This is a genomic window from Actinosynnema sp. NPDC059335, assembly GCF_042752395.1.
Classification (GTDB): Bacteria; Actinomycetota; Actinomycetes; order Mycobacteriales; family Pseudonocardiaceae; genus Actinosynnema.
In genome coordinates this window covers 58,306-80,375 of record NZ_JBHYXZ010000018.1, presented here as the reverse complement: position 1 = coordinate 80,375, position 22,070 = coordinate 58,306, and the positions used below count along the sequence as shown (strand labels likewise).

Annotated in this window: 22 protein-coding genes; 20 read left to right on the top strand and 2 right to left on the bottom strand. The window is 73.2% G+C overall.

Going from position 1 to position 22,070, the window contains the following annotated elements; translation table 11 throughout:
• Window positions 1-587, bottom strand: a 587-nt coding sequence (locus ACFXGA_RS08755) for a non-reducing end alpha-L-arabinofuranosidase family hydrolase (RefSeq protein ID WP_378085686.1), incomplete at its 3' end; no start/stop codon positions are given.
• Window positions 588-1,598: 1,011 nt separating this feature from the next.
• Here ACFXGA_RS08755 and ACFXGA_RS08750 point away from each other — a divergent pair.
• Window positions 1,599-1,820, top strand: a complete 222-nt coding sequence (locus tag ACFXGA_RS08750) for a PLDc N-terminal domain-containing protein (RefSeq protein ID WP_378085684.1) — start codon at window positions 1,599-1,601, stop codon at window positions 1,818-1,820.
• A 5-nt stretch (window positions 1,821-1,825) separates the two neighbouring features.
• Here the strand turns inward: ACFXGA_RS08750 and ACFXGA_RS08745 are convergent, their stop codons facing one another.
• Window positions 1,826-2,293, bottom strand: coding sequence for a hypothetical protein (locus tag ACFXGA_RS08745; RefSeq protein WP_378085682.1), 468 nt, complete (start codon window positions 2,291-2,293; stop codon window positions 1,826-1,828).
• An 801-nt stretch (window positions 2,294-3,094) separates the two neighbouring features.
• On the opposite strand from ACFXGA_RS08745, the gene ACFXGA_RS08740 reads away from it, so the two are divergent.
• The 19 genes from ACFXGA_RS08740 to ACFXGA_RS08650 all read left to right on the top strand — a co-directional run bounded on the left by ACFXGA_RS08740 (window position 3,095) and on the right by ACFXGA_RS08650 (window position 22,020).
• Window positions 3,095-4,270, top strand: coding sequence for a LuxR C-terminal-related transcriptional regulator (locus tag ACFXGA_RS08740; protein WP_378085680.1), 1,176 nt, complete (start codon window positions 3,095-3,097; stop codon window positions 4,268-4,270).
• Window positions 4,271-4,514: 244 nt separating this feature from the next.
• On the top strand, window positions 4,515-5,009 hold the full coding sequence (locus ACFXGA_RS08735) for a nuclear transport factor 2 family protein (protein WP_378085678.1): 495 nt from the start codon (window positions 4,515-4,517) through the stop codon (window positions 5,007-5,009).
• Window positions 5,010-5,047: 38 nt separating this feature from the next.
• On the top strand, window positions 5,048-5,482 hold the full coding sequence (locus tag ACFXGA_RS08730) for a hypothetical protein (RefSeq protein ID WP_378085676.1): 435 nt from the start codon (window positions 5,048-5,050) through the stop codon (window positions 5,480-5,482).
• A 90-nt stretch (window positions 5,483-5,572) separates the two neighbouring features.
• Window positions 5,573-7,312, top strand: a complete 1,740-nt coding sequence (locus ACFXGA_RS08725; RefSeq protein WP_378085674.1) for an acetyl/propionyl/methylcrotonyl-CoA carboxylase subunit alpha — start codon at window positions 5,573-5,575, stop codon at window positions 7,310-7,312.
• Between the two features lie 29 nt (window positions 7,313-7,341).
• A complete protein-coding gene (locus ACFXGA_RS08720; RefSeq protein ID WP_378085672.1) occupies window positions 7,342-8,793 on the top strand; it encodes an FAD-dependent monooxygenase in 1,452 nt (483 codons plus the stop codon).
• Window positions 8,794-8,808: 15 nt separating this feature from the next.
• Window positions 8,809-9,135 (top strand): TcmI family type II polyketide cyclase, encoded by a 327-nt coding sequence (locus ACFXGA_RS08715; protein WP_378085670.1) that lies wholly within the window; start codon window positions 8,809-8,811, stop codon window positions 9,133-9,135.
• Window positions 9,132-10,403 carry a beta-ketoacyl-[acyl-carrier-protein] synthase family protein gene (locus tag ACFXGA_RS08710; RefSeq protein ID WP_378085668.1) on the top strand — a complete coding sequence of 424 codons (1,272 nt, stop codon included), beginning with the start codon at window positions 9,132-9,134 and terminating at the stop codon, window positions 10,401-10,403. Before ACFXGA_RS08715 ends, ACFXGA_RS08710 begins: the two co-directional genes overlap by 4 nt.
• On the top strand, window positions 10,400-11,614 hold the full coding sequence (locus ACFXGA_RS08705) for a ketosynthase chain-length factor (RefSeq protein ID WP_378085666.1): 1,215 nt from the start codon (window positions 10,400-10,402) through the stop codon (window positions 11,612-11,614). Before ACFXGA_RS08710 ends, ACFXGA_RS08705 begins: the two co-directional genes overlap by 4 nt.
• A 21-nt stretch (window positions 11,615-11,635) precedes the next feature.
• The gene (locus ACFXGA_RS08700) at window positions 11,636-11,899 is read left to right on the top strand and encodes an acyl carrier protein (RefSeq protein ID WP_378085664.1); all 264 of its coding nucleotides are present in this window, start codon (window positions 11,636-11,638) and stop codon (window positions 11,897-11,899) included.
• A 16-nt stretch (window positions 11,900-11,915) separates the two neighbouring features.
• Window positions 11,916-12,698, top strand: coding sequence for a 3-oxoacyl-ACP reductase FabG (gene fabG / locus ACFXGA_RS08695; protein WP_378085662.1), 783 nt, complete (start codon window positions 11,916-11,918; stop codon window positions 12,696-12,698).
• Between the two features lie 25 nt (window positions 12,699-12,723).
• Window positions 12,724-13,668, top strand: coding sequence for an aromatase/cyclase (locus ACFXGA_RS08690; protein ID WP_378085660.1), 945 nt, complete (start codon window positions 12,724-12,726; stop codon window positions 13,666-13,668).
• A gap of 4 nt (window positions 13,669-13,672) precedes the next feature.
• Complete coding sequence (locus ACFXGA_RS08685; protein ID WP_378085658.1) at window positions 13,673-15,592, top strand: SDR family oxidoreductase; 1,920 nt, start codon at window positions 13,673-13,675, stop codon at window positions 15,590-15,592.
• Window positions 15,593-15,605: 13 nt separating this feature from the next.
• A complete protein-coding gene (locus ACFXGA_RS08680; RefSeq protein ID WP_378085656.1) occupies window positions 15,606-17,177 on the top strand; it encodes an acyl-CoA carboxylase subunit beta in 1,572 nt (523 codons plus the stop codon).
• Entirely contained in the window at window positions 17,174-17,527 is a 354-nt protein-coding gene (locus tag ACFXGA_RS08675; RefSeq protein WP_378085654.1) for an acyl-CoA carboxylase subunit epsilon, read from the top strand. Before ACFXGA_RS08680 ends, ACFXGA_RS08675 begins: the two co-directional genes overlap by 4 nt.
• Before the next feature lie 15 nt (window positions 17,528-17,542).
• Window positions 17,543-18,526 carry an LLM class flavin-dependent oxidoreductase gene (locus ACFXGA_RS08670; protein WP_378085652.1) on the top strand — a complete coding sequence of 328 codons (984 nt, stop codon included), beginning with the start codon at window positions 17,543-17,545 and terminating at the stop codon, window positions 18,524-18,526.
• On the top strand, window positions 18,519-19,700 hold the full coding sequence (locus ACFXGA_RS08665; RefSeq protein WP_378085650.1) for an MFS transporter: 1,182 nt from the start codon (window positions 18,519-18,521) through the stop codon (window positions 19,698-19,700). Before ACFXGA_RS08670 ends, ACFXGA_RS08665 begins: the two co-directional genes overlap by 8 nt.
• Window positions 19,697-20,281, top strand: a complete 585-nt coding sequence (locus ACFXGA_RS08660) for an NADPH-dependent FMN reductase (protein ID WP_378085648.1) — start codon at window positions 19,697-19,699, stop codon at window positions 20,279-20,281. The genes ACFXGA_RS08665 and ACFXGA_RS08660 overlap by 4 nt, the downstream gene beginning before the upstream one ends.
• Before the next feature lie 11 nt (window positions 20,282-20,292).
• Window positions 20,293-21,141 carry a TIGR03621 family F420-dependent LLM class oxidoreductase gene (locus ACFXGA_RS08655; protein ID WP_378085646.1) on the top strand — a complete coding sequence of 283 codons (849 nt, stop codon included), beginning with the start codon at window positions 20,293-20,295 and terminating at the stop codon, window positions 21,139-21,141.
• A 51-nt stretch (window positions 21,142-21,192) separates the two neighbouring features.
• Window positions 21,193-22,020 carry an SDR family NAD(P)-dependent oxidoreductase gene (locus tag ACFXGA_RS08650; RefSeq protein ID WP_378085644.1) on the top strand — a complete coding sequence of 276 codons (828 nt, stop codon included), beginning with the start codon at window positions 21,193-21,195 and terminating at the stop codon, window positions 22,018-22,020.
• The last annotated feature ends 50 nt before the right edge of the window (window positions 22,021-22,070 follow it).

The following is a 22,070-nucleotide window of genomic DNA, read 5'->3' as shown; positions in this document are numbered from 1 at the left end:
TAGGTGAAGTCCTTGAGCGAGACCCAGCCCGACCTCGGGTTCGCCAGCACACCCGACGACGACCAGCGGTAGGTCGACGGCAGCGAACACCCGCCGGGCGTCGTGGTCGTAGTGGTGGTCGATGTCGTCGTGCTCGTCGTTGTCGACGATGTCGTCGTCGTCGTGGTCGTGCTACCGGTGCACGTCACGCCGTTCAAAGCGAAGGTCGTCGGAACCGGGTTGCTACCCGTCCACGACCCGTTGAAACCGAACGACGCCGAGCCGCCGGTGGGGATCGAGCCGTTGTAGTCCACGTTCTTCGCGGTCACCGCCGAACCGCTCTGCGTCACCGACGCGCTCCACGGCTGCGTCACCGTCTGGCCCGCGCCGAACGACCACGTCAACGTCCACCCGTTCAGCGGGTCGCCCAGGTTCGTGATCGACACGTTGGCGCTGAACCCGCCTTGCCACTGCGACGCCACGGCGTAGTTCACCGAACACCCCGCGGCCGCGGCGCCCGCCGGCATCGCCACGAGCACCGCGCTCGAAGCCAGCACCACGGCGCTCACCGCCGCGGCGCCGACATGAGCCGCTCTGAACCTTGTCATGAAGCTGCGTCTTTGCACGGACATGACGTCTCCTTCGTGGACGTTGCGCAGGTCGATCGGGATCGGCCCGTCGGGCTCGGGATGCCGGGGGGCACGGGTGATCGCCCGAGTGCGCGGCTCCGGGTGGACGCCGGTTCGCCGTTCGTGCCCGAGGTTGATCGACCGTGAAGCACCGTGCCACCCGCCGAGTCCGAGGAAGATCAGGTACAGCGTCCGGGACGCCGGCTTCAAGACCGTGCGCTCGGCGTCCCCAGCGCACGGTCGCCGCAGCTCGGCGTCCCCGGCCGACCCTGGCGGCCCGGCCCGAATGTTTCGGGCGAAGCCCTTTACCTTTCGGTCAATGTAGCTACCCGAGCGCACAGCGTCAACGAGCTGGTGGCCTCTGGATGTGAGCGCTAACGGCAAGAGCGGTTCGTGAGGCATCCATCGAATGATGTCGAATCCGCAGTACAGGCGCGGTCTTTCGCGGCTGATTAGGCTCTACCCGTGGCCCAGGGTGGCTGCCACCGCCGCTGCGTGTTAGCGCAAACAACCGTGCTGGAACAGCGTTGCCGCCGGCGGCGACACGGCCGGGCGCGGAAACGGTGGGCGTGGAGCAGGTGAGGTGACTGGTGGACCTCACGTGCCGTGCTCACGGCTGATGGGTGCCGACACACGCGCCACGGGATTCGCGCCGGATCCCTCCGGTCACTGCCGCCCGGCGACGGGCGCGAGCGGTCGTCGTAAGACTCTTCGTGTGGCTCGCCACCGCAGGGCTCGCTACCGTCGACGGCAGGGGATTGCCCAGCGGAGGGATTCGCGATGTCCGCACGTGCTTCCCGACTCGGGCACGCGGCAGGACCGCGTGGTCACGATCAAGCGGTTCGAGGTGGGCGTGAATGACGTGCACCGTCGCGCACTCGCGGGTGCAGCGCTCCAAGATGGACGGAGACGCCGACCACCACCGGCCGGTCGGTCCCCCCGGGACGTCGCCGTCGTGACATCGGGCGGAGGAAGGGCGGCATCGTGGACGTGAGCGAGCACAAGTCGTGGGCGCGGTTGAGCACCGGCCGGCGGTGGGCCGTCGTGGTGGCGGGTGTGGTCGAGGTCGCGCTCGCGGGTGCCGCGTGGACGGACCTGGCCCGCCGCCCCGCCGCGGAGGTCAACGGCGGCAAGAAGTGGTGGGCGTTGGCGATCGCGGTGAACTTCGTCGGCCCGCTGGCCTACTTCCGCTGGGGCCGCAAGCGGCGCTGAGCCGGTCAGGTCGCCGGCCGGTCGCGCACCACGTGGCGGATCATCGGCCCGCTGCTCGCCTCGATGACGGCGCCGATCGGGGCGTCGGCCCGGACGCGCATCGTGACGCTGCCGTGGTAGGTGCCGGGGGACAGGGGTCCGTCGTAGACGACGCTGACGGTCGGCCCGCCCTGCGCTTCGGGGGAGTAGTAGCCGTCCGGTCGGACGACGACGAAATCGAGCAACGGCGACAGGCGCACGTCGCGCAGGCAGCCCAGCACGTCGCCGTCGACGACTCGGATGTCGACCTGGTAGATGATCACCTGTCCGCGTGACACGGAGGTGCCGTCGGGTGGCAGCGCGCTGAACCGCCCGCCTTCGCACGTCCCGGTGTTGTCCTGCGCCGTCGCCGTCGGGGGAGCGAGCAGGCCCGCCCCGAGCGCCAGGGCGACCGCGGCCACCGCCCGTCGGACCCCGTGCCTCGATGTGCGCATCGCTCCTCCGGTTCCTCGTCGGTTGACTGGGTTCTCCGCTGACGATGACGCGGTGGCCGAGGAGGCGCGAGTTGACGTTCACCCGCGGTGCCGGGCGCGAGGGGCGGACGCCGTGCCGGGCGGAGGTGGTGGAGGGCCGCGCCGCACGGCAAGCCGCGCCGCACGGCAAGCCGCGGTTCCCGGTGCCGGGGGTCGGTGGCGGGCGGCACGCGGCCGGCGTCGGGATGAGGTCGGGGGCGAGTCGGAACCGTGGTGCGGCGACGGCGCGGTGAGCACGTCGGCCACCCGGGCTACCGCCGCCCCGAGACCTCGACCACGCTCCTGTCCGTTCACCCGATCGAACCACTGCGCGCCCCACTGTGCGGCCCGGCGAGGCAGGCGCGCACGGGCGAAGGTCCCGACCGACCGGGGAACCCCTGGGCCTGCCGTCGGCGGACGGCTGTCTCGTCCCTCACACCCCTGGAATTCCGCCCGAAAGGGCAACGTGGCAGCTCGGCGCGTCGGCGACCGCGAGCGGAACCGGAAGATCGCTCGCGTTCACAGGATCGTCGCGGGCGCGGGGGGTGTGCGGCAGTGGATCCCTCTGGATACTGAAAGGGATGGAATCACTGTGGGTTACCTGTGGTTCGGCCGAGCGTGACCGGTTTCGAGGAGTGTGCCGTGAGTGAGGGGCGGCGCTGTGGGGACGTTCACGAGGGGGCCGGGATGGCGCATTCGGCGGGTCGGCCGTGGTCTCGGCGGAGTAGGGACGCCCCGCTGTTCGAGGCGTTCCTGCCTTTGGGGCACCGGACGTCGGTAGCCGTGAGGCACGGCGACGCGGCTTCCGGGGCGGTGTGCGCGGCCGAGCGGGCGCTGCGCCTGCTGGTGGCCGGGCGGGACTGGGGCGGCGCGGTGCGGTGCGCCGAAGAGGCGCTGGAGGACGAGGCTTGTCGGAGCCGTGAGGTGTGCGTCGCACGGGCGCTGTCGACGTTGATCTACGGCGGTGAACTGGTCGCCGCCGACGCCCACAGCCTGCTCAACGCCGACCGGCCCGAGGTCTCCGGGGTGGTGGCGTTGCTCCAGGCGCGTATCGCGCGGTTGTTCGGCGACGTGGAGCGCGCGCACGCGTTGCTGGAGCCGTTGATGTCGGCCGACACGCCGTTGGAGACCCGGATGGTCGCGGTCGGGTGGGCGGTGGAGCTGCTGGCCGAGTGCGGCGACGTGGACGGCGCCCGGGCGCTGGCCCGGGAGCGCCGGATGGACGAGGCGCTGGACTCCGGGGTCGGGTGCCGTCCGGTGCTGCTCGCCACCCGCGGGGCGGTGGCCATGGCGGAGGGGCGGCCGGGGCCGGCCGTGACCGAGTACCTGACGTGCGGCCAGGACCTGATCGCGCGTGGCGTGGCCAACCCGGCGGTGATGCCGTGGCGCAGCGAGGCGGCGCTGGCGGCGTTCGCGGCGGGGCGCGACGACCTCGCCGTGGCGTTGGCCCGCCAGGAGTACGAGGCCGCGGTGCTGTGGGGCGAGTCGCGCACGGTCGGGCGCGCGTTGTGCGCCCTGGCCGTCGTGGACGCCGACGGTCACGAGCTGGAGCGGCTCCGCGAGGCCGTGCAGCTGCTGGAGCTGGCGCAGGCGTGGCCCGAGCTGGGGCGGGCGCAGCACGAGCTGGGCGTGCGGCTGGCCGCGCGCGGTGACGTGGTGGCGGCCCGGCAGCGGCTGCAGTGCGCGTCCTCGCTGGCCCGGCGGACCGGCAACCCGCACCGGGCGCAGTCGGCCGAGCGGGCGCTCGCCGCCGTCGCCGCGCCGCCGCGGCGGCCCGCGTTGACCCGTCAGCAGGCGCGCATCGCCCAACTCGTGGTCGCGGGCTACTCCAACCGGGAGATCGCCACGAAACTGTTTCTGGCGCTGCGCACGGTCGAGTTCCACCTTTCCAACACCTACGAAAAACTGGGCGTCACCGGGCGTGACGAGCTGCGTGCCGCACTGGAACAGCTGGGGTGAAGGCGGTGCCCCGGCCGTCGCGCGGCCATTCGGCGACGTGCCCCGGTGACTTGGATCACAAGGCGTCGGCGGCGAGTTTGCGGGTGGACCGTAGTATCCGGGAGCGGCCCTTGTCGGTCCGGAAGGCACCGTGCCAGCATCAATCCCGTAGGAATGAGTCGGGTCCCCGGACGACACTTCCGGCCAGAAGTCCGGATCGGGACCGCGGCACTGATCGCGAATGTGACGAAGGGTTTGGTGTGCCATGCCCGGAGAACCCGATCTGGTCACCCAGCTGAAAGCGCTTACCGAGCGCGTCCACGAGTTGGAGCAGGTGCGCGCGCTGCACGAATTGCGCAACCGGCTGCCCCGGCTGGTGAACGAGGACGCGTGGGACCGCGTCGGCGAGCTGTTCACCGAGGACGCCCACCTCGACTACGGCGAGGTGGGGCGGGCCGACGGCCGCGCGGCCATCGCGGCGTACTTCGCCGGGCTGCCCGCGCGGATCGAGGCGGACAACCCGGTGGCGTCCGGGGTGCTGGTCAAGCAGTTCGTGCACGGGCACGACGTGGAGGTCGACGGGGACCGGGCGACCGGCGTGTGCTTCTTCGAGGAGAAGGTCGTCTTCGACAAGGAGACGTACCTGGTCGCGGGCCGGTTCGCCGACGAGTACGCGCTGGTGGACGGCCGCTGGCTGTTCGACCGGATCACGCTCACGCCGTTCTGGGTGATCCCGTACGACCGCGGCCACGGCCGCTAGCCGCCACCGCCGGCCGCCACCGCACCAGGGGAGGGTCCATGCTCCAGCAGAACACCACCAAGCGGATCGGCTACTGGCTGCTCCTGCTGCACCAGGCGTTCGACGCCGCCACCACGACCGCCCTGCGGGACGTGGGACTCAACCGCAGGCAGTGGCAGGTGCTGCACGCCATCCACATCGGCGTGCGCACGGTGCCCGAGATCGACGAGGCGTTCGCGCCGTTCCTCGTCGCGGACCGCGAGCGGTCCTACCGCCCGGTCGTGGAGGATTTCGCCGCCCGCGGCTGGGCCCGGTTGGACGGCGACGCGATCACGTCCACCGACGCCGGCGCCGCGGCGCACGCGAGGGCCGAGGTGCTGGTCAACGCGCACGCCGAGAAGCAGTTGCGCGGTATCACGCAGGACGAGTTCCTCGCGGCCAACGACGTGCTGCGGCGGATCGCGGAGAACATGCGGGAGAACGGTTCCGCCTGAGCGTCCGCGCTCATTTCCCCCGAATTCTTTTCGGGGGCGGTCGAACCTGCCCGGGCACGGTCGTGGTCGAAACGGGATGGGGGTCCAACCGTGCGAAAAGTGCTCATCGCCAATCGCGGCGAGATCGCGGTGCGCGTCGCCCGCGCGTGCCGCGACGAAGGACTGAAAAGCGTCGCGGTCTACGCCGAACCCGACCGGGACGCACCGCACGTGCGCCTGGCCGACGAAGCCTTCGCGCTGGGCGGCGACACACCGGCGACGAGCTACCTCGACATCGACAAGGTGCTCGCCGCCGCACGGGAGTCGGGCGCGGACGCCGTGCACCCCGGCTACGGCTTCCTGTCCGAGAACGCGGCGTTCGCCCAGGCCGTCCTGGACGCCGGCCTGACCTGGATCGGGCCGTCGCCGGAGGCGATCCGGGCGCTCGGCGACAAGGTGCGGGCCCGGCGCATCGCCCGCGAGGTGGGCGCGCCGCTGGTCGCGGGCACCCCCGCGCCGATCACCGGCGCGGACGAGGCGGTCGCGTTCGCCGACGAGCACGGGCTGCCGATCGCGATCAAGGCGGCGTTCGGCGGCGGCGGACGCGGCCTGAAGGTGGCCCGGACCCGCGCGGAGATCCCCGAGCTGTACGAGTCGGCGGTGCGCGAGGCCACCGCCGCGTTCGGCCGGGGCGAGTGCTTCGTGGAGCGCTACCTGGACCGGCCGCGGCACGTGGAGACGCAGTGCCTGGCCGACCGGCACGGCACCGTCGTGGTGGTCTCCACCCGGGACTGCTCCCTGCAGCGCCGCCACCAGAAGCTGGTCGAGGAGGCGCCCGCGCCGTTCCTCACCGCCGCGCAGGTCGCCGAGCTGTACCGGGCGTCCAAGGCGATCCTGGCGCACGTCGGGTACGTCGGCGCGGGCACGTGCGAGTTCCTGGTCGCCCGGGACGGCACGATCTCGTTCCTGGAGGTCAACACCCGGTTGCAGGTCGAGCACCCGGTGACCGAGGAGGTCACGGGCGTCGACCTGGTGCGGGAGATGTTCCGGATCGCCCGCGGCGAGCGGCTGGACGACGTGGACCCGGCGCCGCGCGGGCACTCCCTGGAGTTCCGGCTCAACAGCGAGGACCCCGGTCGGGGCTTCCTGCCCGCGCCGGGCACGGTGACGCGGTTCGCGCCGCCGTCCGGGCCGGGCGTGCGGCTGGACTCCGGCGTGGTGAGCGGCACGGTCGTCCGGCCCGCCTGGGACTCGTTGCTGGCCAAGCTGGTCGTCACCGGGGCGACGCGCGAGCAGGCGTTGCGCCGGGCGGCCCGCGCGCTGGCCGAGTTCGAGGTCGACGGCGTGCCGACCACGCTGCCGTTCCACCGGGCCGTGGTGGCGGACCCCGCGTTCGCGGGCGAGCCGTTCGCCGTGCACACCCGGTGGATCGAGACCGAGTTCGACAACCGCGTGCCGCCCTACGACGGCGAGCCGCACGGCGAGCCCTCCACCGCGCCGCGCGAGACGGTGGTGGTCGAGGTCGGCGGTCGCCGCCTGGAGGTGTCGCTGCCGTCGCTCGCGCCCGCGTCGCGCGGACCCGTCGCCACGGCGGTCCGCAAGCCGCGCGCGGCGCCGCGCAAGGCCGCCTCGACCGGCGACGAACTGGTCTCGCCCATGCAGGGCACCGCGGTGAAGGTCGCCGTCGAGGAGGGCCAGCGGGTCGGCGCGGGCGACCTGGTCCTGGTCGTCGAGGCGATGAAGATGGAGCAACCGGTCCTGGCGCACCGCGCCGGGGTCGTGCGCGGCCTCACCGCGAAACCGGGCGACGCGATCGCCGCCGGCGCCGTCGTCTGCCGGCTCTCCGAATGAAACCTTCCACCACCCCCGGGGAGGGGCCTGTGTACGCATCGGTCGTTGTCGTGGGCGCGGGGCCGGCGGGTCTCATGCTGGCCGGCGAGCTGCGGCTGGCGGGCGTCGACGTGATCGTCCTCGAACGGCTGCCCGAGCGCACCGGCGAGTCGCGGGGCATCGGGTTCACCATCCGCACCATGGAGGTGTTCGACCAGCGCGGCCTGCTGCCGCGGTTCGGCGGCATCCAGACCGGCACGTTCGGGCACTTCGGCGGCATCCCGCTGGACCTCGGCGTGCTCGGCGCGGCGCGGGAGTCGGCGAAGACGGTGCCGCAGTCGCGCACCGAGGCCGTGCTGGAGGGCTGGGTGCGCCAGCTGGGCGCGGACGTCCGGCGCGGCACCGAGTTCGTCGGGTTCGAGGAGGACGCGGACGGCGTCACCGTGCACGTCCGCGGCACCTCCGAGACGGTGCGCGCCCGCTACCTCGTCGGCTGCGACGGGGGCCGCAGCACGGTCCGCAAGCTGGCCGGGTTCGACTTCCCCGGCACGGACGCGACGACCGAGCTGCTCATGGCCGACGTGCGCGGCATCGAGATCGAGCCGCGGATGATCGGCGAGCAGGTGCCCGGCGGGATGGTGATGACCGCGCGCCTGCCCGACGGCACCACCAGGGTCATCGTGGGCGAGCGGGGCACACCGCCGCGCCGCCGCTCCGGTCCGCCGGCGTTCGCCGAGGTCGCCGAGGTCTGGAAGCGGCTGACCGACACCGACATCTCGCACGCCGAGCCGGTGTGGGTGAGCGCGTTCGGCGACGCCGCCCGCCAGGTCGTCGAGTACCGGCGCGGCCGGGTGCTGCTCGCGGGCGACGCCGCCCACGTGCACCTGCCCGCGGGCGGCCAGGGCATGAACACCGGCATCCAGGACGCGCTGAACCTGGGCTGGAAGCTCGCCGCCGTGGTCAAGGGCACCGCCCCGCTGTCCCTCGTGGACACCTACCACGCCGAACGGCACGAGGTCGGCCGCCAACTGCTGGTCAACACCCGCGCGCAGAGCATGCTGATCCTCGGCGGCGCGGAGGTGTCGCCGCTGCGCGACGTGCTCACCGAACTGCTCCGCTACCCCGAGGTGGAACGCCACCTCGCCGCCCGGGTGAGCGGCCTGGACATCCGCTACGACGTCGGCGGCGGTGCGAACCCGCTGCTCGGCCTGCGGCTGCCCCACCTGGACCTGACCCGCGGCAACCGCCGGACCAGCAGCACCGAGCTGCTGCGCCGGGGCCGCGGCGTCCTGCTCGACCTGGCGGACAACGCCGTCCTGCGCCGACGGGCGGCCCCCTGGGCCGACCGGATCGACGTCGTCACCGCGAGCGCGGCCGACGACCTCCCCGGCGGGACCACGGCGGTCCTCGTCCGGCCCGACGGCCACGTGGCCTGGGCCGCGCCGGGCAGTCACCACGACCTGCCGATGGCCCTGGACCGCTGGTTCGGGCCGACCGGCTGACGCACCGGAGGAGCGATGCACAGCAGTTTGATCGTGGCACGGATGGACCCCGGATCCGCGGGCGACGTGGCCGCGCTGTTCCGGGAGTTCGACCAGAGCGACATGCCCGCCCGCATGGGCACGCGGCGGCGGCAGCTCTTCCACTACCGCGGCCTGTACTTCCACCTGCAGGACTTCGACGACGACAACGGCGGCGAGCGCATCGAGGAAGCCAAGGGCGACCCGCGCTTCGTCCGGATCAGCGACGACCTCAAGCCGTTCATCGAGGCATACGACCCGAAGACGTGGCGCTCGCCCGCGGACGCGATGGCGAGCCGGTTCTACCACTGGAGCGCACCGTGACCAACCGTCGAGTGGTGATCACGGGGGTCGGCGTGACCGCCCCCGGCACCCCGGGCGTGAAGAGCTTCTGGGACCTGCTCACCGCGGGCCGCACCGCCACCCGCCGGATCTCGTTCTTCGACCCGTCGCCGTTCCGCTCGCAGGTGGCGGCCGAGGTCGACTTCGACGCCGAGCTGCACGGCCTGAGCCCCCAGGAGATCCGGCGGATGGACCGCGCCGCCCAGTTCGCCGTCGTCACGGCGCGCCAGGCGGTCGAGGACAGCGGGCTGGAGTTCTCGTCGGTCGACCCCGACCGCGTGGGCGTGACCATCGGCAGCGCGGTCGGCGCCACGATGGGCCTGGACCAGGAGTACCGGACGGTCAGCGACGGCGGCCGGCTGGAGCTGGTCGACCACCGGTACGCCGTGCCGCACCTGTACAACTACCTCGCGCCCAGCTCGTTCGCGACGGAGGTCGCCTGGGCGGTCGGCGCGGAGGGGCCGAGCACGGTCGTCTCCACCGGCTGCACCTCGGGCCTGGACGCGATCGGCTACGCCACCGACGTGATCCGCGAGGGCTCGGCGGACGTGATGGTCGCGGGCGCCACCGACGCGCCCATCTCGCCGATCACCGTCGCCTGCTTCGACGCCATCAAGGCCACCACGCCGCGCAACGACGACCCCGAGCACGCGTCGCGGCCGTTCGACGCGAGCCGCAACGGGTTCGTGCTCGGCGAGGGCGCGGCGGTGTTCGTGCTGGAGGAGCTGGAGAGCGCCCGCGCCCGCGGCGCGGCGGTGTACGCGGAGGTCGCCGGGTACGCGACCCGCTCCAACGCGTTCCACATGACCGGCCTCAAGCCCGACGGCCGGGAGATGGCCGAGGCGATCCGGGTCGCGCTGGCGCAGGCGCGGCTCAACCCGGAGGACATCGACTACGTCAACGCCCACGGCTCCGGCACCCGGCAGAACGACCGGCACGAGACGGCGGCGTTCAAGCGCAGCCTCGGCGAGCACGCCTACCGCGTGCCGGTCAGCTCGATCAAGTCCATGGTCGGGCACTCGCTGGGCGCGATCGGGTCGATCGAGGTCGCCGCGTCCGTGCTGGCCATGCGGCACGACGTGGTCCCGCCGACGGCGAACCTGCACCACCCGGACCCGGAGTGCGACCTGGACTACGTGCCGCTGGTGGCCCGGGACTGGCGGACCGACGCGGTGCTGTCGGTCGGCAGCGGGTTCGGCGGCTTCCAGAGCGCCGTGGTGCTGGCCGACCCGGGGTTGGTGCGGCGGTGAGCGTCGTGGTGACCGGCCTGGGCGTGGCCGCGCCGACCGGGCTCGGCGTGGACGCCTACTGGGCCAACACCCTGGCGGGCGTGGGCGCGCTGGACCGGATCTCCCGGTTCGACGCGTCGGGCTACCCGGCCCGGCTCGCCGGCGAGATCCGCGACTTCGTCGCCGAGGACCACCTGCCGGGCAGGCTGCTGCCGCAGACCGACCGGATGACCAGGCTCGCGCTGGTGGCCGCCGACTGGGCGTTCGCCGACGCCGAGCTGACGCCGTCCGACCTGCCCGACTACGACATCGGCGTGATCACCGCCAGCCACTCCGGCGGCTTCGAGTTCGGCCAGAACGAGCTGCGGGCGCTGTGGAGCAAGGGCGGCCAGTACGTCAGCGCCTACCAGTCGTTCGCCTGGTTCTACGCGGTCAACAGCGGCCAGATCTCCATCCGCAACGGGCTGCGCGGCCCGAGCAGCGTGGTGGTGAGCGACCAGGCGGGCGGCCTGGACGCGGTGGCGCAGGCCCGGCGGCAGATCCGCAACGGCACGTCGGTGGTGCTGGCGGGCGCGGTGGACGCGTCGATCTGCCCGTGGGGCTGGGTCGCCCAGCTCACCAGCGGCCGGCTCAGCGAGCGCGACGACCCGCGGCGCGCCTACCTGCCGTTCGACGAGGACGCCGCCGGCCACGTGCCGGGCGAGGGCGGCGCGCTGCTGGTGCTGGAGGACGGCGCCCACGCCCGTGCCCGGGGCGCGCGCGTCTACGGCGAGATCGCGGGCCACGCGTCCACGATGGACCCGGCGCCGGGCACCGACCGCGCGCCGACGTTGCAGAAGGCGATCCAACGCGCGCTGACCGACGCGGGCGCGGTGGCCGACGAGATCGGCGTGGTGTTCGCCGACGCCGCCGCCGTGCCGGAGCTGGACCGGGCCGAGGCGGAGGCGATCACCAAGGTCTTCGGCCCGCGCGGGGTGCCGGTGACGGCGCCGAAGACCGGGACCGGGCGGCTGTACTCCGGCGCCGCGCCGCTGGACCTGGCCGCCGCCCTGCTGTCGCTGCGCGAGGGCGTGATCCCGCCGACGGTGCACACCCGCCCGGCCGAGCGCTACGAGCTGGACCTGGTGACGGGCGCGCCGCGCCGCGCGGACCTGCGGGCCGCGCTGGTGGTCGCGCGCGGCCACGGCGGGTTCAACTCCGCGATGGTGCTGCGCGCACCGGACCCGTCCTGAGACCTGCCGAGAGGATCCACCATGTCCGTGACGTTCAGCATCGACGACCTGAAACGCATCCTCCGCGAGGGCGCCGGCGCCGACGAGACCGTCGACCTCGACGGCGACATCGCCGAGCGCGACTTCGAGGAGCTGGGCTACGAGTCGCTGGCGCTGCTGGAGACCGGCAGCCGCATCGAACGCGAGTACGGCATCTCCCTGGACGAGGACGCGCTGGCCGACGCCCGCACGCCCGCCGCCCTGATCGACCTCGTCAACTCCCACCTCGCCGCCCGAGCGGTCTGACCCGGAAGGAACGACCATGACCGACAGCGGAAAGGTCGCGCTGGTCACCGGCGCGACGAGCGGTATCGGCCTGGCCACCGCGCGGTTGCTCGCCGAGCAGGGGCACCGGGTCTTCCTGTGCGCCCGCGGCGAGGAAGCGCTGCTGCGCACCATCAAGGATCTCCAGGACGACGGCCTGGACGTCGACGGCACGACCGCCGACGTGCGCGACAAGGACGACATCGCCCGCGTCGTGCGGGCCGCCGTGGACCGCTACGGCCCGATCGACGTGCTGGTGAACAACGCGGGCCGCAGCGGCGGCGGCGTGACCGCCGACATCGCCGACGAGCTGTGGGAGGACGTCATCGAGACCAACCTCAACAGCGTCTTCCGGGTGACCCGCGAGGTGCTCAACGCGGGCGGCATGCGGGCCAAGGACCGCGGCCGGATCATCAACATCGCCTCCACCGCGGGCAAGCAGGGCGTGGTGCTCGGCGCGCCGTACTCGGCGTCCAAGCACGGCGTCGTCGGGTTCACCAAGGCCCTGGGCAACGAGCTGGCGCCGACCGGCATCACGGTCAACGCCGTCTGCCCCGGGTACGTGGAAACGCCGATGGCGCAACGGGTCCGGCAGGGCTACGCGGCGGCGTACCAGACCTCCGAGGAGGCGATCATGGAGAAGTTCACCGCCAAGATCCCCCTCGGCCGGTACTCCACGCCGGAGGAGGTGGCGGGCCTGGTCGGCTACCTGGCCTCGGACACCGCCGCGTCGATCACCTCGCAGGCGCTCAACGTCTGCGGCGGGCTGGGCAACTTCTGAGCAGCACCGACCGGGGAGGACACCCATGACCGGATTTCCCGTCCGCGAGGTCGAGCACGAGATCACCGTGCACGCGCCGGCCGAGGACGTCTACCGCATGCTCGCCGAGGTGGAGAACTGGCCCAGGCTGTTCCCGCCCTCGGTGTACGTCGACCACCTGGAGCGCGACGGCAACAGCGAGCGCATCCGGATCTGGGCCACGGCCAACGGCGAGCCCAAGAACTGGACCTCGCGCCGCGAGCTGGACCCGGACAACCTGCGCATCACGTTCGCCCAGGAGGTGTCGTCGCCGCCGGTCGCGGAGATGAGCGGCACCTGGGTGGTCGAGCCGCAGGGCGACCGGACCCGGCTGCGCCTGCTGCACACCTACCGCGCGATCGACGACGACCCCGAGGGCCTGGCGTGGATCGACGAGGCCGTGGACCGCAACAGCAACGCCGAGCTGCCGTCGCTGAAGGCCAACGTCGAGCTGGCCACCCGCACCGCGGAGCTGACCCTGTCCTTCGTGGACTCCGTCACGATCGACGGCGCGGCCAAGGACGCCTACGACTTCGTCTACGACGCGGGCCGGTGGACCGAGCGCCTGCCGCACGTGGCGTCGGTGGTGCTGACCGAGGACACGCCCGGCCTCCAGGTGCTGCGGATGGAGACCCTCACCAAGGACGGCTCGTCGCACACCACCGAGTCGGTCAGGGTCTGCTTCCCGCACCACAAGATCGCCTACAAGCAGACGACCCTGCCCGCGCTGATGACCCTGCACACCGGGTACTGGACGTTCGAGGAGGACGGCGACGGGGTCACCACGGCGTCGTCCCAGCACACGGTGGTCATCAACCCGGACAACATCGCCAAGGTGCTCGGCCCGGACGCGGGCGTGGCCGAGGCGCGGGCGTTCGTCCGCGACGCGCTGGGCAACAACAGCCGGGCGACCCTGGGCCACGCCAAGACCTACGCGGAAGCGCGGCGCTGACGCGATGGACACCGACGTCGTCGTGGTCGGGGCGGGCCCGGTCGGGCTGCTGCTCGCGGGCGACCTGTGCGCGGGTGGCGCGCGGGTCACCGTGCTGGAGCGCCTGACCGAGCCCACCACCGAGTCGCGCGCCTCGACCCTGCACGCCCGCACCATGGACGTGCTGGCCGAGCGCGGCGTGCTGGAGGCGCTCGGCGACCTGCCGCCGGGCGGCCCCGGCCACTTCGGCGGCATCCGGCTCGACCTCGCCGCGGCCGACCCCGGCCACCGGTTCGCGGGGCAGTGGAAGTGCCCGCAGGCCGTGCTGGAGAAGGTGCTCGGCGACCGGGCGACCCGGTTGGGCGCGCGGGTGCTGCGCGGCCGGGAGCTGACCGACCTGCGGCAGCACGGGGACCACGTCGTCGCGGTGGCCGGCGCGGACCGGATCACCGCCGGCTACCTGGTCGGCTGCGACGGCGAGGAGAGCACCGTGCGGGTGCTCGCCGGGTTCGACTTCCCCGGCCAGGACGCCACGCTGGAGATGCTGCGGGCCGACGTCGAAGGGCTCGACATCCCCGACCGGCGGTTCGAGCGGCACCCGAACGGCCTGGCCACGGCCCACCGCTGGCCCGACGGCAGCACCCGCGTGATGGTGCACGTGTTCGGCACGACGCCGTCGCCGCGCTCGGGCCCGCCGACGTTCGCCGAGGTCGTCGAGGCGTGGGCGGAGGTCACCGGCGAGGACATCGGCGGCGGCCGGCCGACGTGGCTCAACGCGTTCGGCAACACCCGCCGCCAGGCCGCGACCTACCGCCGCGGCCGGGTGCTGCTCGCGGGCGACGCCGCGCACCGGCAGATGCCGGTCGGCGGCCAGGCGCTCAACCTCGGGCTGCAGGACGCCGCCGAACTCGGGCAGCGGCTGCTCGCCCGGCTCGCGGGCGGCGGCGACGGCCCGCTGGAGCGGTACGACGCCGTGCGGCGCGCCGCGGGCGAGCGGACTTTGACCAACATCCAGGCGCAGGCACTGCTGCTGCTCGGCGGACCCGAGGTGGAGCCGCTGCGCGAGGTCTTCGGCGAGCTGATGCGGTCCGACGTCGTGCAGGCCCACCTCGCCGGGATGGTCAGCGGCCTCGGCACGCCGCCCGCGCCACGGGACAGACCCCAGGAGAGGACCACGATGGGCAAGCTCGACGGCAAGACCGCGCTGGTCACCGGCGCCAGCCGGGGCATCGGACGGGCCACCGCGCAGCGGCTGGCCGAGGAGGGCGCGCTGGTCGCCGTCCACTACGCCACCAACGACGAGGCGGCGGCCGAGACCGTCGCGCTGATCGAGAAGGACGGCGGCCGGGCGTTCGCCGTGCGCGCCGAACTGGGCGTGCCCGGCGACGTGCACGAGCTGTTCCTCGGCTTGGAGCAGGGCCTGCGCGAGCGCACCGGCGACACGGTGCTGGACATCCTGGTGAACAACGCGGCGGCGCAGACCGCGGCCGGCCTCGCGCCGGAGGACGTGACGCCGGAGGACTTCGACCGGCTGATGGCGGTCAACGCCAAGGCGCCGTTCTTCATCGTGCAGCGCGCCTCGCCGCTGCTGGCCGACCACGGCCGGATCGTCAACATCTCGTCCGGCGTCACGCGGGTCGCCAACCCCGAGCAGTTGGCGTACTCGATGAGCAAGGGCGCGATCGAGCAGCTGACGCTGCACATGGCGCGCCACCTCGCGCCGCGCGGCATCACGGTGAACACCGTCGCGCCGGGCATCACCGACAACGGCAGCCCGGTGTTCGACCTGCCGGAGGTCGTCGAGGCGATGTCCCAGCTGTCGGCGTTCAAGCAGGTCGCGAAGGCGCAGGACGTGGCGAACGTGGTGGCGTTCCTGGCCACCGAGGACGCGCGCTGGATCACCGGCGCGTTCATCGACGCCAGCGGCGGGACCCTGCTGGGCTGAGACGGGGGGAAGCATGACGACAGTCCGGGAACCGGGCACGCACGTCGACCGGATCGGCGAACTGGCCGCGGTGAAGGAGCTGACCAGGGTCGGCCCCGACCCGCGCGCCACCGAGCGGCAGCACGCGAAGGGCAAGCTGACCGCGTACGAGCGGATCGAGCTGCTGCTGGACAAGGGCAGCTTCAGCGAGCTGGAGCCGTTGCGGAGGCACCGCGCCACCGGGTTCGGCCTGGAGGCCAAGCGCCCGCACGGTGACGGCGTGGTGGCCGGGTGGGGCACGGTGGAGGGACGCCGGGTGTTCGTGTACGCGCACGACTTCCGCGCGTTCGGCGGGGCGCTCGGCGAGGCGCACGCCCAGAAGATCCACAAGGTGATGGACCTGGCCATCGCGGCGGGCGCGCCGCTGGTGTCGCTCAACGACGGCGCGGGCGCGCGCATCCAGGAAGGCGTGTCGGCGCTCGCGGGCTACGGCGGGATCTTCCAGCGCAACGTGCGCGCGTCCGGGGTGATCCCGCAGATCAGCGTGATGCTGGGGCCGTGCGCCGGCGGCGCCGCGTACTCGCCCGCGTTGACCGACTTCGTGTTCATGGTGCGCGACATCTCGCAGATGTTCATCACCGGGCCGGACGTGGTCCGCGCGGTGACCGGCGAGGAGATCTCGCTGGAAGGGCTCGGCGGCGCGGAGGTGCACGGCGGCGCGTCCGGGGTGGCGCACTTCGTCTACGACGACGAGGAGAGCTGCCTGGCCGACGTGCGGCTGCTGCTGTCCATGCTGCCCGCCAACAACCGCGAGCTGCCGCCCGTGGTGCGCGGCGACGACCCGGTGGACCGGCCCGGCGACGGGCTGCTCGACCGGGTGCCGGTGGACGGCACGCGGTCCTACGACGTGCGCGACGTGATCGAGGAGATCGTGGACGACGGGCACCACTTCGAGGTGCACGCGGTGTGGGCGCAGAACCTGGTGTGCACGTTCGGCCGGCTGGACGGGCAGCTCGTCGGGATCGTGGCGAGCCAGCCGTCGGTGCTGGCGGGGGTGCTGGACATCCGGGCGAGCGAGAAGGGCGCGCGGTTCGTCCAGTTCTGCGACTCGTTCAACATCCCGTTGCTGACCCTGGTCGACGTGCCGGGCTTCCTGCCCGGGGTGGACCAGGAGCACGACGGCATCATCCGGCGGGGCGCGAAGCTGCTGTACGCCTACTGCAACGCCACCGTGCCGCGGGTGTCGGTGGTGCTGCGGAAGGCCTACGGCGGCGCGTACATCGTGATGGACTCGCGGTCGATCGGCGCGGACGTCGCGTACGCCTGGCCCACCAACGAGATCGCCGTGATGGGCGCGGAGGCGGCGGCGGACGTCGTGTTCCGGCGGGAGATCACCGCGTCCCCCGATCCCGCGCGGACCAGGCGGGAGAAGATCGCCGAGTACCGGGAGCACCTGGTCCACCCGTTCCACGCGGCCGAGCGCGGCCTGGTGGACGACGTGATCGACCCGCGCCGCACCCGCGAGGTGCTGGTCCGGACGTTCGCGATGCTGGAGACCAAGGACGCCGACCTGCCGCGCCGCAAGCACGGCAACCCGCCGCAATGACGGCCGCGAACCGGCCGGCGGCGGCCGGCGGCGCCGAGGACCGGCGGGCGGCGGTGACGGACGGCGGCCTGCGGGGCGCGACCGCGGGCGGCGGGGAGCTGTCGGGGGTCGCGGGCGGTGTCGGGGACCGGAGGTTCGCGGTGACCGGCGAGGTGGACCCACCGCCCGGACCGCTGCTGCGCGTCGAGAAGGGCGAACCCGACGCGGTGGAGCTGGCGGCGTTGACCGCCGTCCTCCAGCGGCGCGTCACGGCCGTCGCGGCGGCGGAAGAGGCGCCCCGGCGGTCGGCGCGGTGGCGCAGGCCCGAGCGCGTCGCGGGCTTCGCGGGCGCGCGCACCTGGCGTAACTGACCAAGGAGACTGGATATGGACGTCGGCTTCCTCTTCGACCTGCGCAACCCGGCGCAGTGGGAACGACCGTGGGCGGATCACTACGCGCGCAGCCTGGAGCTGTGCGAGGAGGCCGACCGGCTCGGCGCCGACGGCCTGTGGTTCACCGAGCACCACCTGTTCCCCGACGGCTACCTGCCCCAGCCGTTGACCTTCGCCGCCGCGGCGGCGGCACGCACCCGCAACGCCCGCATCGGCACCGCCGTCACCCTGCCGGCGCTGCGCCGGCCCGCGCACCTGGCCGAAGAGGCGGCCGTGGTGGACCTCGTCAGCGGCGGGCGGCTGGAGCTGGGCCTGGGCGCGGGCTACCGCGTGCCCGAGTACGAGCTGGTCGGCGCGGACCACTCGCGCCGGTTCACCGAGACCGAACGGGTCATCCGCGAAGTCCAGCGGCTGTGGCGGGAAGGCGGGATCACGCCGCTGCCCGTGCAGGACCCGGTTCCCCTGTGGGGCGGGTTCTACGGCCCGCGCGGCGCCCGGATCGCCGGGCGGCTGGGGATCGGGCTGCTGCACATCTCGCCCGAGATGTTCCGGCACTACGTCGACGGGCTGGTCGAGGGCGGGCACGACCCGGCGTCCGCCCGCGTGTCCGACCTGCTGCCGGTGATGCTCGCCGACGACCCGGACGCGGCCTGGCCGCGCGTGGCGCCGCACCTGGCGCACCAGATGAACACCTACCGGCAGCTGTCCGTCGAGGGCACGGACGCGCCACCGCCGCCGTTGCTGGAGCCGGGCGAGTTCCGCGACCGCCGCGAGGAGGGGCCGTGGGGCGCGCTGGAGATCATGACCCCCGAGGAGGCCGCCGCGCGCATCCTCGAACGCACCCAAGGGCTCCCGGTCCGGCACGTCATCTTCTGGGCCAGCATCGCCGCGATGCCGGACGACCTGGTGACCCGGCACCTGGAGCTGGTCAGCCGCGAGCTGGCGCCCCTGCTGGACAAGGCGCCCGCCCGTGCGTGACGGCGTCGACCGGGACCGCAAGGCGTGGGCGCTGCTGTTCGTCCTGTCGGGCAACATGCTGCTCGACGCCCTGGAGGTCGCCGCGGTGCTGCCGGCGCTGACCCCGCTCAGCGCCGGGTTCGGCATCACGGCCCTGGACGCGCAGTGGGTGATGAGCGGCTTCGCGCTCGGGTTCGCGCTGCTGCTCGTGCCGGGACCGCACCTGGCCGCCCGCGTCGGCCGCAGGCGGCTCTACCTGGGCGCGATGCTGCTGTTCGCGGCCGCGTCCGTGGTCGCGGGCCTGACCGACTCGCTCGGCGTGCTCGTCGCGACCCGCGTGGTCAAGGGCTTCTGCGCCGCGCTCACCGCGCCCGCCGGGCTGGCGATCATCCTCTCGGTGTTCGAAGGCGCGGCACGGCGGCGCGCGGTCTCGGTGTACTCGCTGTTCGGCGCGGCGGGCTTCACCTCCGGCCTGCTGTTGTCCGGCGTGCTGAGCGCGGTCGACTGGCACTGGACGTTCCTGTTCCCCGCGCCGGTGGCGCTCGCGCTGTTCGTCGCCGGCCTGAAGGTCGTCCCGCGCTCGCCGGCCGAACCGCCGCAGCCCCTGGACGCCGCCGTCCTGCGGGACGGCTCGCTGCTGCGCGCCGGTCTCGGCGCGTCCGTGCTGAACGGCACGTACATCGGGCTGATGCTGCTGGTCACCACGCGGCTCGCGCACCTGCCGCCGTGGCAGCTCGCGCTCGCCCTGCTGCCCGCGAGCCTGCCGCTCGTCCTGGCCGCCCCGCACGGCCCCCGGCTGGTGCGCCGGTTCGGCACGGCCAGGCTGATCGCGGCGGGCGCGCTGTGCTGCCTCGCCGGCAACGCCCTCTACCTCGCCCGACCGGCCGCCGAGCCGTACCCGACCGCGGTCCTGCCGGTGCTGCTGCTGGTCGAGGCCGGGTTCGTGCTGTCGTTCGTCGCGCTGCACCTCCAGGCCACCGCGACCGTCCCGGCCGAGCGCCGCGGCGCGGCCGTGCCGGTCTACCAGACGTTCGTGCAGCTCGGCTCGGTGGTGTCGCTGCCGCTGGTCGCGCTGCTGCTCACCACCGGCGGGCCCCGCGCGGCGATGGTGCTGGTCACCTCGGCCGCGGCGGTCGGCGCCGCCGTCGCCCTCGCCGGACTCCGCACGGCCACCACAGGAAAGGTCTCGTCATGACCGGAGAACCGCTCAGCCTCGCCGTCGTCGTGGGCAGCGTCCGCGACGGCCGGTTCGCGCCGACCGCCGCGCGGTGGTTCGCGGAGGTCGCCCGGACCCACCCGGACTTCCGGGTGGACCTGCTCGACCTGCTCGACTACCCGCTGCCGCTGGTGCTGCCCGAGCCGGGCAGGCAGCCCGACCACGGCACGGCGCGGGTGCGCGACGCGCTCGGGCACAGGCTCGCCGCCGCCGACGCCTTCGTCATCGTCACGCCCGAGTACAACCACGCGCCGCCCGCCGCGCTGAAGAACGCGATCGACTGGTACAACGCCGAGTGGAACGCCAAGCCCGTCGGGTTCGTGTCCTACGGCGGCGCGGGCGCGGGCCTGCGCGCGGTTGAGCACCTGCGGCACGTGTTCGCCGAACTGCACGCCACGACCGTCCGCGAGTCCGTGAGCTTCACCAACGTCTGGGACCTCTTCGTGGACGGCGCGCCGCGCGACGCGGCGGGCAGCGAGGCCGCCGCGAAGGTCATGCTCGACCGGCTCGCCTGGTGGGGCTCGGCACTGCGCGCGGCGCGGGCCGCGCGCCCGTACTGAAGGGGGAGCGCGTGACCACCGTGCACGAGCGACCGTTCCGCTTCGCCGTCACCGTCTTCACGCCCGTCGACCGGGCCGAGTGGGTGGCCAAGGCCAAGCTCGCCGAGCAGCTGGGCTACGACGTGCTGCAGGTGTCCGACCACCTCGGGATGCCCGCGCCGCTGCCCACCCTGGTGCTCGCCGCCGAGGCCACCGAGCGCATCCGCCTCGGGACGCTCGTGCTCAACACGACGTTCTACGAGCCGGCGGTGCTGGCCCGCGACATCCGGACCCTCGACCGGTACTCGGGCGGCCGGGTCGAGGTCGGCCTCGGCGCGGGCTACGAGCGCGGCCAGTTCGACGCCGCCGGCATCCCGTGGACGCCCGCCGCCGAACGGGTCGCCCATTTGGAGCGCACCGTCGACCACCTCAAGGAGACGACCACGACGCCCGTCCTGGTCGCCGGCCGGGGCGACCGGGTGCTGCGGCTCGCCGCCGAGCGCGCCGACGTCATCGCGCTCACCGGCACCACCCGCGTCCGCGACGGCGACGGCCTCAAACTGGGCACCGTCGAGGAGTTGACACATCGCGTGGAATTCGTGCACGCGCACCTCGGCGACCGGGTGCACGACGTCGAACTCAACATTCCGGTGCACCGCGTATTGCCGCCGGGCGGTGATCACGCGGTCACCGATGTGTGGCAGAATGACCTGGACCTCACCACCGACCAGTTGGTCGAGTTGCCGTCAATGCTGATCGGCACGCTCGAAGAGTGCGTGGAGCAACTGCACGAGGCGCGCAAGCGATTCGGCATCTCCTACTTCAGCGTCCTCGAACCCGAGATGATGTCGTTCGCCCGGGTCATCGAGGCGATGCGTTGAGTTCGCCCTCATCGCGGCAAATACCGTAGAACGAGAACCAGGGAGCATGGGTTGAAGAGGACATTCGTGATCACGGGCGCCACCGACGGCATCGGCGCGGCCGTGGCGCGGGCGCTGTTTTCCCGCGGGGACCACGTCGTGGCGCTCGGCACGAACCCCGAGAAGGGCGCGGCGCTGGTCGGCGAGGCGGACGGCGCCCCCGGCTCCCTGGAGTTCGTCCGGGCCGACCTCAGCCTCGTGTCGACCAACCGCAGCGTGATCGACCGGATCCTGGACGCCAACCCGGCCATCGACGGCCTGGTGCTGTGCGCGCGCTTCTTCCGCACGTACCGGCGGGAGACGGCGGAGGGCCTGGAGGACAACTTCGCGCTGTTCTACCTGAGCCGGCTGCTGTTCAGCTACGGCCTGCGGCCCGCGCTGGAGAAGACCGAGCGGCCGGTGATCGTGAACGTCGCGGGCCCGGGGCACGACACCCCGGTCGCGTGGGACGACCTGCAGAGCACCCGCCGCTACGACGGCGTCAACGCCATGTTCATGACCGGGCGGCTGGACGACCTGCTCGGCGTCACGTTCGCCGAGCGGCACGGCGACGGGCCGGTGCGCTACGTGCTGTTCCACCCCGGCACCACGTCGACCGGGTTCGTGGGTGAGTTCGACCCGCAGACCGCGCTGTACATCGAGCAGCAGAAGGCGCTGGCCAAGCCCGCCACGGCCGTCGTCCCGCCGATCCTGCGGCTGCTGGACAACCCGCCGGCCGCACCGCTGACCGCGTTCAACCTGTACTCGGAGATGAGCGTGCACAACGGGCTGTTCTCGCCGCGGGACGCGGCCCGGCTGGCGACGCTGACCGAGGAGTTGCTGGCCCGCATCGAGGGCTGACTGGGGAAACGGCCCCTGGACGAAGACCGGGTTCACTCGTCCAGGGGCCG

Bases quoted from the DNA above. Each gene is read 5' to 3' on its own strand.
- fabG (WP_378085662.1), top strand. From the start codon at position 11,916: ATGACCGACAGCGGAAAGGTCGCGCTGGTCACCGGCGCGACGAGCGGT.
- ACFXGA_RS08680 (WP_378085656.1), top strand. From the start codon at position 15,606: ATGACGACAGTCCGGGAACCGGGCACGCACGTCGACCGGATCGGCGAA.
- ACFXGA_RS08660 (WP_378085648.1), top strand. From the start codon at position 19,697: ATGACCGGAGAACCGCTCAGCCTCGCCGTCGTCGTGGGCAGCGTCCGC.
- ACFXGA_RS08670 (WP_378085652.1), top strand. From the start codon at position 17,543: ATGGACGTCGGCTTCCTCTTCGACCTGCGCAACCCGGCGCAGTGGGAA.
- ACFXGA_RS08730 (WP_378085676.1), top strand. From the start codon at position 5,048: ATGCTCCAGCAGAACACCACCAAGCGGATCGGCTACTGGCTGCTCCTG.
- ACFXGA_RS08690 (WP_378085660.1), top strand. From the start codon at position 12,724: ATGACCGGATTTCCCGTCCGCGAGGTCGAGCACGAGATCACCGTGCAC.
- ACFXGA_RS08715 (WP_378085670.1), top strand. From the start codon at position 8,809: ATGCACAGCAGTTTGATCGTGGCACGGATGGACCCCGGATCCGCGGGC.
- ACFXGA_RS08745 (WP_378085682.1), bottom strand. From the start codon at position 2,293: ATGCGCACATCGAGGCACGGGGTCCGACGGGCGGTGGCCGCGGTCGCC.
- ACFXGA_RS08735 (WP_378085678.1), top strand. From the start codon at position 4,515: ATGCCCGGAGAACCCGATCTGGTCACCCAGCTGAAAGCGCTTACCGAG.
- ACFXGA_RS08675 (WP_378085654.1), top strand. From the start codon at position 17,174: ATGACGGCCGCGAACCGGCCGGCGGCGGCCGGCGGCGCCGAGGACCGG.
- ACFXGA_RS08685 (WP_378085658.1), top strand. From the start codon at position 13,673: ATGGACACCGACGTCGTCGTGGTCGGGGCGGGCCCGGTCGGGCTGCTG.
- ACFXGA_RS08700 (WP_378085664.1), top strand. From the start codon at position 11,636: ATGTCCGTGACGTTCAGCATCGACGACCTGAAACGCATCCTCCGCGAG.